Origin of the sequence: Delftia sp. K82, from assembly GCF_002193035.1 — a bacterium.
Taxonomy (GTDB): domain Bacteria; phylum Pseudomonadota; class Gammaproteobacteria; order Burkholderiales; family Burkholderiaceae_C; genus Comamonas; species Comamonas acidovorans.
The window spans coordinates 44,325-54,726 of the sequence record NZ_MYFL01000012.1 but is presented as its reverse complement, the minus strand read 5'-3'; the positions used below and the strand labels follow the sequence as shown (position 1 = coordinate 54,726).

Annotated in this window: 7 protein-coding genes and 2 pseudogenes; 3 read left to right on the top strand and 6 right to left on the bottom strand. The window is 60.9% G+C overall.

Translation table 11 applies throughout. The features are described 5' to 3' along the window. Positions 1-1,331: 1,331 nt before the first annotated feature. The 3 genes and pseudogenes from KDK82_RS31190 to KDK82_RS31175 form a co-directional block, all read left to right on the top strand. Positions 1,332-1,601 (top strand): H-NS histone family protein, encoded by a 270-nt coding sequence (locus tag KDK82_RS31190; protein ID WP_088167161.1) that lies wholly within the window; start codon positions 1,332-1,334, stop codon positions 1,599-1,601. Positions 1,602-2,537: 936 nt separating this feature from the next. Continuing rightward, positions 2,538-2,825: an H-NS histone family protein gene (locus KDK82_RS31180; protein ID WP_088167159.1), complete on the top strand. Its 288-nt coding sequence runs from the start codon at positions 2,538-2,540 to the stop codon at positions 2,823-2,825. 141 nt (positions 2,826-2,966) lie between these two features. Continuing rightward, positions 2,967-3,514 (top strand): annotated as a pseudogene (locus KDK82_RS31175) (IS5 family transposase); the annotation flags it as partial. A gap of 287 nt (positions 3,515-3,801) precedes the next feature. Here the strand turns inward: KDK82_RS31175 and KDK82_RS31170 are convergent. The 6 genes and pseudogenes from KDK82_RS31170 to KDK82_RS31145 all read right to left on the bottom strand — a co-directional run bounded on the left by KDK82_RS31170 (position 3,802) and on the right by KDK82_RS31145 (position 10,340). After that, positions 3,802-5,616, bottom strand: a complete 1,815-nt coding sequence (locus KDK82_RS31170; protein ID WP_179218025.1) for a UvrD-helicase domain-containing protein — start codon at positions 5,614-5,616, stop codon at positions 3,802-3,804. Beyond that, positions 5,616-7,541 carry an ATP-dependent endonuclease gene (locus KDK82_RS31165; RefSeq protein ID WP_088167157.1) on the bottom strand — a complete coding sequence of 642 codons (1,926 nt, stop codon included), beginning with the start codon at positions 7,539-7,541 and terminating at the stop codon, positions 5,616-5,618. The genes KDK82_RS31170 and KDK82_RS31165 overlap by 1 nt, the downstream gene beginning before the upstream one ends. 205 nt (positions 7,542-7,746) lie before the next feature. Continuing rightward, positions 7,747-7,938, bottom strand: a pseudogene (locus KDK82_RS33335) (EamA family transporter); the annotation flags it as partial. Between the two features lie 59 nt (positions 7,939-7,997). Beyond that, on the bottom strand, positions 7,998-9,515 hold the full coding sequence (locus tag KDK82_RS31155; RefSeq protein ID WP_059153614.1) for an IS66 family transposase: 1,518 nt from the start codon (positions 9,513-9,515) through the stop codon (positions 7,998-8,000). 145 nt (positions 9,516-9,660) lie between these two features. Further along, positions 9,661-10,002, bottom strand: coding sequence for an IS66 family insertion sequence element accessory protein TnpB (gene tnpB / locus KDK82_RS31150; RefSeq protein ID WP_014386445.1), 342 nt, complete (start codon positions 10,000-10,002; stop codon positions 9,661-9,663). After that, entirely contained in the window at positions 9,999-10,340 is a 342-nt protein-coding gene (locus KDK82_RS31145; RefSeq protein ID WP_014386446.1) for a hypothetical protein, read from the bottom strand. The genes tnpB and KDK82_RS31145 overlap by 4 nt, the downstream gene beginning before the upstream one ends. Positions 10,341-10,402 lie beyond the last annotated feature (62 nt).

Below are 10,402 nucleotides of genomic sequence, written 5' to 3'. Positions count from 1 at the left end.
TCAACGAGTTATCTGCGTGACGCGCTGCGTGTTCAGTGGCGTTCCGCACGTGCGGAACGCCACTTGCGGAACGCCACTACACATTAGTTCTTCCGCCACTGATCTTTAGTTTTTTCGGGGCGCGCACGCGCTGGCCAGCGGCTCAGCGTGGCCTGCAGGAGCACACAGAACTTACGGCGAAAGGCTGGCGCTGAATCACCATGCAGCCTTGCGGGCTGTGCCCGAACCTCGCATCGAGGGCACCCCTGGCCGTGGGGCTAAGCGCACCCAGGATCAGCCAGCCGTGCAGAGTGACTGCCCTCGATCAGGCGCGAACGAGACCGAAGCCCCGGCTGGTGACCTCTGTGGAGTCAGGGAGGGAAGCTCCGCCTTCGTGGCGCGATGACGGGGGCCTGACCAGGTCGGGGACGGATGAGGAGCGGAGCCGCTGGCGATGACCTATGCGGCGTAGTTTCGAGTGATCGACCGCCCTGCCTCAGCGGCGCGATGAGGGGTGAGCATCGTTTGAATAGCTCAAATCGAGCCTGAGTGGCGCGCTCCCGGGGATGTCGCGGCCACCATGCCCCACGCTACAGGGAGGCTTATGCGCGACACCAGGGTCGCTTAGCGCTCCGTAGAAAGGCATGCCCTCGCACAAGGACAGCTGTCGGCTAGGAGCGGTCGGTCGAGGCGCCCGCCTGGCCGACAGCGTTAGGCTGTGAGCGGTCTGTCGCCGGACGGCAGACTTGATGGGGCAGCGCGACAAACATGAGGTACCTATCAGCGGTCGTTCGCGTTAGCTACGCCTGTCGCTCCACGGACGCTCCAGTTGGAAGCGTCCCAGCCTGTTTCGGTAAGGTGTGGCGTTTCCCGAAGTGTAGCCTTCGGGACGGATTACTAGAGATTTTTACTGATGCACCGGCACAGTGCACAGTTCAAAGTGGTTTCATGCTTTTGTGTATTTGGTCGCGGTGCCCGCTCTGTCAAGGGCGGTCCAGAGCCTATCTGCTGGACGGCGGCTCTCGGCGTCACTATTTCTGCCCCTCTTGTGGCGAGTTTGAGATGACGAGGGCTGCGCTGTCGGCCATCTGTCGTGCGGCCGCGCCCGTACGTGAGCAACTTTTGATCAAAATGAGAGCAGTTCATTGCAATCGCCTGGCCGATATCAGGCTGGCGGACGAGAGCGATTTTTTGGAGCGCTTGGAGGTGGCTGTCAAAAAGCGCCGCGCCTGAGGACGTGCTAGATCAGTGCCGAGAACCCACTACTGGACGCACGCGCGTGGTGAAGGCGTAGAGTGTTCTGGTCAGCACTGCTCCCATGTGTCGGGTGCACGGTCTGAGTGAGGTGCCAAATGCCAAAAAAGTACAAAGCTCTTCTCGAACGGAAGGCGGCCTTGGATGCTGAGATCAACGTGCTTGATGCCGGAAAGCCGAAGGCCATCCAAGCGGCTCGTCAGCTTGTACGTGATCACCACTTGGAGAACAGCGACTTGTTTGCCGCCGGCCAGCTGAGGCAAAACACCGCACGCTACCGCAACCCCAAGACTGGCGAGACATGGTCAGGCCGAGGGCGTCCGCCTCGCTGGATCGAGGGACGTGACCGCAAGCCGTTTGAGGCTTGAGCGGGAGGTGGCTACCTCAAATGCGCTCGCCAGCACTCCAGCTTTCTCTGGTGCATTGGGGAGCGTTGGGCGTGATCGGCAGAGATGCTTCTGCGGTGGACGATGCCATTCCAATAGTTCGGTGAGCCCGAAATGAGGCTTGCGGACGCTTGGAAATAAGCCATATAGCGGCAATGATGATCAGCGTTCCCAATAGCAAAAAACCCAACGTGGCATACGGACTCCAGGAAGATCCGACGTTTGGGCCGTAAGGGGCGTCTTCCAAATGGTCATCCTGCATTGGGAGGTGCCGCCCTAGCTATCGATGACCAAGGCTTCTGCCGCCCTGCCTGCTGACTGTAGGGTTGCGTCATAGTTGCCGCCGCTCATATCGTGGAAGTTAGCGGATGCTACGCTTGGTTGCCGCCTCCACCAATATGTAGCTTCTCCCAGGCTGTGAGGCCGTACAGGTGGCAAGCGACGTGCCCGCCATGACTAGGCCAACCCCCTATCTCGTCATTTCGTTTTGGACTGCATAGGTCGGGTACAACAGGTTCAGCGTTTCCCTCGCTCGGTCCTTCGTCAGGGTGCTGCCATGCCAGATTCATTCCAAGCCCCATGCCCCTTGTGCAACCTCCCCTGCACTGCGTTTCTTGAAGATTACGGGAAGTGGATGCACTTTTCCTGCCGATGTTGTCGCGAACTAAAGGTGAGCAAGATGGTGATCGGCAGGCTCCGCGCTGAATCTAATGACGTGCGCGAGCAGCTATCGCAGCAGGCTCGAGCGCTGGTTGAGGGGGAGTATTTGCACATTGCTGCTGCCGATCAGGGGTCCCTCCAACCAAGGGGGCTGTCAGCTTGGATTGAAGAGGTGCGGCGTTCCTTATGACTGAGAGCGTGCAACCCCACATTTTTGAATAAAATGAGATTCGGTAGCACACAACCAAACGAAACGCCATGACACTTGATTACAAGACGCTTCTGCAGCAAAAGGCAGAGATCGAAGCACGCATTGCGGAAGTCCTGAAAGCCGAAAAAGGCGGGGCCATCGCCAAGGTTCGCGAGCTCGTCCAGCAGTTCCAATTGACCGAAGAAGATTTGTTCAGAACGGGCAAGCGCAAGTCGCCCGTCGGTGCAGGCGTGGCCAAGTACCGCGATCCGTCCACCGGCGCGACGTGGACCGGCCGGGGCAAGCCGCCTGCGTGGATCAAAAGCGCAGTGGACCGAACGGCCTTCGAGATCTGACCAACAGCCCGCAATCGCGGGCTTTGTCTTTTCTGCCCCATCCTTTCACCAGTGGCTTCAGCACCCCCAGCAGAATCGAGAAAGCGGACGAGCTCACGGTAACGGTTGGGCTGGTGTCGTCATCAGGGAGTCATCCTAATCATGCTGACTCGCTTGCGTGAACATGACCAAATCGATTGGAGCCGGGCCAGCATTGATGGCTCCTCGGTACCAAGCCCCCGGGGGGCCAGGAAACGGGCCCAAACCCCACGGACAGAGGCAAGCTCGGCTCCAAGCGGCACATCGTCGTAGATGCCAGAGGCATCCCACTGGTGATCTTGGTCAGCGGCGCGAACCGGCACGACTCCAAGATGTTCGAGAGGTGCGTGGAAGCGATTCCTGCGATTGCTGGCCTGCCAGGACGTCCCCGTAGAAGACCGGCAAAGCTGCACGCCGACAAAGGCTACGACTTCAAGCGATGCCGAGCCCACCTGAGGCAGCGGGGCATCATTGGCCGGATTGCCAGACGAGGCATTGAGAGCAGCGAGCGGCTGGGCAAACACCGGTGGGTGGTGGAGAGGACGCACAGCTGGTTTGTAGGCTTTGGCAAGCTGCGAATCCGCTTTGAAAGACGACTGGATATCCACGAAGCGCTGCTGAAACTGGCAGCGGCGATCATCTGTGCGCGCTTCGTGGATCGGTGGTGTTAGCCACTCTTAGGGCAGGCATTCAACGGGTGCAGGCCGTCGCCAGTCGGCCATAAACGGTCGCCCGGCGCGAGGACTCGAACGGCAGGTTCAGGCTGGTTGCAGTCATCCGACGTTGCGCGGCTTGAAGTCCGGTCTTGCCCTAGAGCGAGGCGCTGCTTTTGGTAGGCCCAACGTATCGACGAGAACTTACTCTATGGCGCGTGCAATCTACAGGCCAAAGCTATCAGAGCTGCGATAACTGCATCGACCTGACTTTCTGCGCATGTCACCTCGGCGGAATCGCTCACCTATCCTATGAAGACGATGCACGGGTCGTTGCCGGGCGTCAAGATGGTCGTGCGAAGCTTGCCGCGAGTGATGCTCACCCGCAGGTTCTGTCGGGCCTGTTCATCCAGATTTTCCCTGGTGTTTCCACGAATGATCCTGTCCGGATTCCCGACGATCTGCTTTTTGAAGTAACGCGGCCAGCCTTCGAAAATGACGACTTCGTCGAACTGCTTTCCTTTAGCCTTGTGCATGTTCATGACGAAGACGCCTGAGGCAGGGCTCGCTTGAGTAGAAAAGTGCTCGCGAACGAACGCCTGACGCGTGATTTCCAGAGCGTTTTCGTAGTGGCCAAAGGTTCGCCATTCCTCCGAGAGTTCCAGACGTAGCTGGGTGCCGCGTTCAAGCAGGCGGATGTTTCTGGCTTCAAGCCCAACCTCCTTACATCGCGGACAAGGACTCGCATCGAGCACTTGTCTAATGGCGCGCCAATCCGCGTCAGGATCACCTGATAGAGCTACAACCCGGGCTTGCTCGTAGGTCTTCAATAGTCCGACCATGATGCTCTTGGCGGGCAGAGCCTTTCCGGCTGCCTTCCTCTGCGCCGACATCGCAAATGCCTTGCGGATGTTGTCCGCCTCCTGCAAATCACCTTTTGCAGGAGCGTCGCCGCCCTTGCCTTGGTAGAAGTTGCAGAGTAGATTGATGAAGCCGTCCAAGTGGAGCAGCGTTGTCGGCTGCATCAGATAGGAGACAACTTCGGCCGCCAGGATGGCAGCGTCGAGTTCGACCGCAGCGGTATGAGATATTTCGGTAAGTTTGCCTGGCGGCTGCCTGAAAAGATCCGACACATTACGCGTCATCTTCTTCGTTGGAACGAGCACTGCAAGGGACCAATCTGCCTTCTTCAAAGCGACCAAGCGTTTGCGGGCAGCGTAAGTCGTCGTGATGAGGGCGACGGCAGCTTCGTTCTCGTTTGCGGGGTAGCCTTTCAGCTCGATACCCGTATACCCGTCGGCCTTCCGGCTGAACTTGCCCTTGAGAACTTCGTTTGCAAACAGCAGGATGTCCGTGCCAGAACTGCGGTGGTTGTCCCCCGTCAGCGGGATCTCCTCCGCCTTGAACACTCCGAGGAACTGGTTGAGTCGCTCGGGGTCCGCGCCAATCCAGTCATAGATGCGTTGCTCCGGATCCGCCAGGGCGAGCAACGTGCTGGTACGACCAAGTTGTTGCACTACTGCCCACTGGTCGCTATTGGTATCTTGAAATTCATCTAAGACAATGAACGGATACCGCGTGGCAACGAGCTTACGCAGTCGCTCGCTGCGCGACAGAAGCCCGGCGACCAGGCTGGCGAACAGGTCGAAGCACACCCGTCCATCTTCCGTCGCGAGTCTTAGGCGCTCCTTGCTCTCTCGTCCTTTCTTTTGGGATCGTTCTTCATCCGTCAGCTTGCTGGCCGGCTTGTAATCCCTGCGGATTGTCGATAGCGCGATCGCTTCGTTGGCGGGCGTCAAAATGGACAGCTTTCGGGGTAGCCCCAATAGATAGCCGTGCGTCTTCAGGATGCGCCAGAAGAAAGAGTGATACGTCTCCACCGTAATCCGGGCACGGACATGCCGAGGAATGTCGTGCTCGTTCTCGATGGCTTCCATCACGCGACTGATGGTCGCGCGGGCGAAACTCAGAAACAGGACCTCCTGTCCCGGTCGCGCGGCCACGGCTACTTCGGCAGCTTTCAGAATCGAGATCGTCGTCTTCCCCGAGCCCGGCCCGCCCGTCACCAACAGGTGGCCGGAGGTCACGAGGACGTCCTTCTGCTTATTGGTGAGTTTCATCAAGCGGCGCCCGGGTCGGTCGCAAGTGCCGCGACCACCGTGGCTACAGCGGGCGCCGCAGCCGCCGGCTGGCACAGAGCTTTAAGGTGCACGCAGGCTTCCCTGATCCACTGAGGGACTTCGGCCTCATCGCATTGAGCGATGAACTCGGCGATCCCCATGTCTCCCTTCTTTTTCGCAAAGTAGGCCATCAATGCGTTGACGACGTCAGCCTTCGGATCCTTGAACTTGTCCAGCAGATCCTGAGGCCAATCAAGCAGATCCGAGAAACGATCCAGCGCCGCCTTGGATGTGTTCTTGAGTACCAGGTTTTCGATGCCCTTTTCGCCGTGCATGAACATATGCTCGACCTGGGCGTTGATCAGCGCTTGGGCTTCGGGTGATTGCAGGTCGCACAATGCGAAGGTGCGCTTGCCGATGCTCCGGTACATCTTGGCCATGTCCGGAATGCTCCCCTCGCCGCCAGCGTCTACTACGCAGACGCCCAGCGATTCGAGCGAGGCATATACAGCCGGGTTCAGTTCGGCTAGGCGCCGGCAAGCTGCGGGGAAAGCGGAAGCCTCGGTTGCACCCTCCGCGATCAGAATGCGGCGCGCCAAAAGGCCCTCGCAGAACCGTGTCCTGAACTCCTGTCTGTACCGCTTAAGTTTCACGCTGTCGGGAAGCGTGACGCCGCTTTGCTTCAATGACCCGGAGCCGTCCCTCGACAAGATGATGGTCTCCGGCAGCGAGAACTCCTCCAGCACATAAGGCGAGTGCGAAGTGAATAGCGTTTGCGATGCGAGCTTGCGAACCTCGTGAATGATGCGCTTCTGTGCGTAAGGAGGGATCGCCGTCTCGGGCTCCTCCATCGCAAAGATGACGTTCTGCTTATCTTCGGCGATCTGCGAGAGCATCGCCAACACCAACATGTTTATCGTCCCTGTGCCCTGACGGTAGAAGGGGGCGGCGTGCGTGCCGTCGCCGGTGGCGATGAACGCCGTGATTACCTTACGCAGATGCTCGCGCGTGAGGTTCGACACCTTCAGATGTGGCTCGATCCCCCACTCCTTAGGCACGTATTTCTTCAAAGCAGTATTGATGCTCTCCAGCACACCGGAGATGCCCAGGCTGGGGTCTTCGGCTACGGAGATCGCCGAGATTCGGCCGATGGCATCCTTCCACATCTTGGGCCGAACTTCCTTGAGGCGGAGGATGATGTCCAACAAGCTGCCGCGCTCCAGGCTCAACGCCCTGGAGCCCGTTCGCACTGAGCGTAGGTATAGCAATCCGCACACCTGTTTGTCCTTCTTCGTGAAGGGCACGGGGGCGTCATCAGAAAGGGTCAACGTGTAGAAGGTCTTTCCCTCAAAGTCATCCTCCTCGGGGTCGTATTGCCCGATGAACGTGACGCGCAAGGCCGGCGAGACGGTCGCTGCGTCAACACCTTCGGGAGCCGGGTCCTGATACAGCTTCTTCTCTTTGCTGTCCCAGAACTCGATGAAGTCGCCAAAGCGCCCCTGCTGTTCTTCCGACAGGTTAGTGATGGTGACTCCAATTCGGATTTGGGGCACATGCACGTCCGGTTCGCCGGTAGGTGCTCCCGCACCCTCAGTTTGATCCCCCGTGACCGGGATGCCCTGTTCCGGTACCTGTCCCGCTGCAACCTGTTGAATATCTCCAGTGTGGTCAACTAAGTCTTCACCAGCTTTGTCTTCCTCGCCTCCCACCGAAGACTGAGGTAGATATCGGCCAAGAAAGAAATCGTGTTCGTCTACTGGAGGCGTGCGATTAAGTCGGTCCGGTCCAAGCACGAGGTCCATCGCTTCCAACACCGTTGTCTTCCCGGTGTTGTTGTCACCGAGCAGTACGGCATGTTGAACGAGTTCCAGCGTGGCTTCCCTTATTCCGCGAAAGTTGTGGATCTCGATACGGGCTACTTGCATTGAATCCCCCTCTTGGGTCTATGGCTCTTGTCACGGAAGTTTTCAGCACTCGCGACTCAACTGTCAAGTGCACGCATAACGTGTTTCCTCATGGTCATTGAAGTCGTTCGGGCCAGAATAGCTGAATGACTGCTCCTAGACACACCGTACATTCCAGAGCGCACGGCGAACGGCCGCTCCCGCTGCGCAGCAGACAGGGGTGATGTCATGCAGCTTTGGTTCTTTGGGCTGTCGGTACGGAAGGTACGCGCAGAACCAGCCAAAGCGCCACAGCAATCAGGCCCCCGCCAACCCCATGGGCCCAGCCTACCGGCTCGTCAAGCACCAGCCATCCCCAAAAAAGGCCGAAGAGAGGGATCACGAAGGTCACTGTGAGCGCCTTCAATGCGCCCACATCGTAAGCGTTCCGCGAACGACACCCTTGCGCCGTCGATGACGGCGTGTTGAAGGATGGTTCTACGCGGCGGCGGCGAGCGCCGCGTTTGGCACGGCGATGTCGGTGGCAGGCCGCCAGTTGTGCGGCAGCAGCTGCGCGAGGTCGCGCTGCTTGAGCGTGGGCAGACGCTCGAAGACGTCCTTGAGGTAGGCCCAGGGATCGTGCCCGTTTAGTTTGGCCGACTCGATCAGGCTCATGACCACGCCAGCGCGCTCGCCGGCCTGCTGCGAGCCTACAAAAAGCCAATTCTTGCGGCCAACGCACAGCGGGCGCACCGCGTTCTCCGCCGCGTTGTTGTCGATTGGGACGTCGCCGTCGTCCAGGTAGCGCGTGAGCGCGCGCCAATTGCTCAGCGAATAATCGATCGCCTTGGCCGTCACGTCGGCATTGGCCAGCTTCTGGCGCTGCCCGGTCAGCCAGAGGTGCAGGGCCTGGACGATGGGCCTGGAGCGTTGCTGGCGCAGCAGCCACCGTGCCTGGGGTTCGAGTTCGCGCGCCTCGCGCTCGACCTCGTACAGCTTTGCGATCAGCGCCACCGCCTGGCCGGCGATCTGGCTGGCGTTGAACTCGTGCGCCTCGAACAGCTTGCGCCGCGCGTGGGCCCAGCATAGTGCGGCGCTGACGCCTTGCGCCTGAAGCCCAAAATAGCCGCTGTAATCGTCGCTGACCAGCGTGCCGCCGAAGCCTCGCAGCACGCGCCGCGGATGTTCGCCGGCGCGGCTGGCGGTGAAGTCGAACAGCACCGCGCGCTGGGCCACGAAGTTGGTCGTGCGGTAGACCCAGACGTAGGCCCGTTTGGTCTTGCCGCGCCCCGGCGCCAGCAGCGACACCGGCGTCTCGTCGGCGTGGATCACACCGTGGCTGAGGATGAAGCCCTTCAGTGCATCGGCCAGCGGTGCCAGACGCACCCCGCAGATGCCGATCCACTGGGCCATGCTCGAGCGCGGGATGTGCACGCCAGAGCGCGCGTAGATCTCTTCCTGCCGGTACAGCGGCAAGTGATCGTCGTGCTTGGCCACCACCACCTGCGCGAGCAGGCCCGGCGCGGGGATGCCTTTGTCGATGATCTGCGCGGGCATCGGCGCGGCCTGGATCGTCTGGCAGCACGTGCAGGCGTACTTGCCGCGGATATGGCGCAGCACGAAGAATTGGGCCGGCACGCAATCGAGCTGCTCGCTGACTTCTTGGCCGATGCGCTTGAAGGGCTGGCCGCACTCGCAGTGGGTCTGCTCGATCTCGTGATGGTGATCGATGCGCGGCAGGCTCGCCGGCAGCGCCTGGCGCACCGCCTGGCCTTTGGCCCGGGGTGGCGCTACCGGTGGCTTCTGGTCTTGCTGGGCGGCGCGGTCTTCCAGCGCCGTGTCGGCCAGGATCTGATCGAACAGCACCGCCTGCGTGCTCGTCTCCAGGCTCTCGCTGGAGGAGCCGAAGCGCCAGCGCTTCAGCCGCGCGATCTCGAAGTTCAGCGCCTCGATCCTGGTTTGCTTGAACTTCAGCTCGCCTTGCATGCGCCCGATCACATCGCGCAGCTCCTGCATCGAATCCAGTGCGCCCGGCGCATCGATCGTGTGGGTGTCCGGGCCTTCGAGCATGGCCGCCATCATGCCTCGCGCGCGCGTGCGCGCGAGGCATGACTTTCTCCAATAGACAAACGCGCAAATCCCGACCTCGAATCGAGCGCATTCAGACCACCGTGATCGACTGCGGCTGCGCGCTGCCCAGGCGCTGCCACGGCAGGCCCGCGACGAGCCAGTCGAACTGCTCGCGCGTGAGTTGAAGTGACCCCGTGTCCTGGCGCGGCCAGGCGAAGCTGCCCGCTTGCAGCCGCCGGGTGCACAGCCACATGCCCGCGCCGTCGTAGACCAGCACCTTGAGCCGGTCGGCGCGGCGGTTGGCAAACACGTAGGCGTGGTGGGCTTGCGCGCCCAGCGCGAAGCCGCGCACCACTTGGGCCAACAGCGTGTCGATGCCCCCGCGCAGGTCGGCCGCGCCAAGCGCCAGCCAGATGACGTCGATGCGAATCATCGGCCGAACTCCCGCAGCAGCGAAGCGAGTTCACGCGTGTGCGCCAGCGGCCAATGCAGATCGAGCCGGGTGCCTCCCACGTTCAATTCGACGCGCACCGATGTCGATGCGGCACCAGGCGCCACGCGGGCGGCCACGAAGCCGCTCGGCCTGGCGGCTGGCGAGGGCTCAGGGCTGACGCCGTCGAGCCGCGCCTGCCAGCGCCGCGCATGTGCGCACCAGCTTTGCAGCGTTCCCGCTGGCACCCCGTTGGCCTCGGCCCATACCTGCGCCTTCTGGCCAGAGGCACGATACGCCGCCACTTGCTCCAGGCACCGTTCCATCTGCTGTCGATCCATGTCCACCTCGTCTCGTTCGTTGATTGCGAAGACCCGAGGTTCGCAGCTTCAACGGTGAGATG

What these genes read in the sequence shown, in the direction of transcription:
- KDK82_RS31190 (WP_088167161.1), top strand. Translation starts at nt 1,332, where the DNA reads ATGCCAAAAAAGTACAAAGCTCTTCTCGAACGGAAGGCGGCCTTGGAT.
- KDK82_RS31180 (WP_088167159.1), top strand. Translation starts at nt 2,538, where the DNA reads ATGACACTTGATTACAAGACGCTTCTGCAGCAAAAGGCAGAGATCGAA.
- KDK82_RS31170 (WP_179218025.1), bottom strand. Translation starts at nt 5,616, where the DNA reads ATGAAACTCACCAATAAGCAGAAGGACGTCCTCGTGACCTCCGGCCAC.
- KDK82_RS31165 (WP_088167157.1), bottom strand. Translation starts at nt 7,541, where the DNA reads ATGCAAGTAGCCCGTATCGAGATCCACAACTTTCGCGGAATAAGGGAA.
- KDK82_RS31155 (WP_059153614.1), bottom strand. Translation starts at nt 9,515, where the DNA reads ATGCAGGAGCTGCGCGATGTGATCGGGCGCATGCAAGGCGAGCTGAAG.
- tnpB (WP_014386445.1), bottom strand. Translation starts at nt 10,002, where the DNA reads ATGATTCGCATCGACGTCATCTGGCTGGCGCTTGGCGCGGCCGACCTG.
- KDK82_RS31145 (WP_014386446.1), bottom strand. Translation starts at nt 10,340, where the DNA reads ATGGATCGACAGCAGATGGAACGGTGCCTGGAGCAAGTGGCGGCGTAT.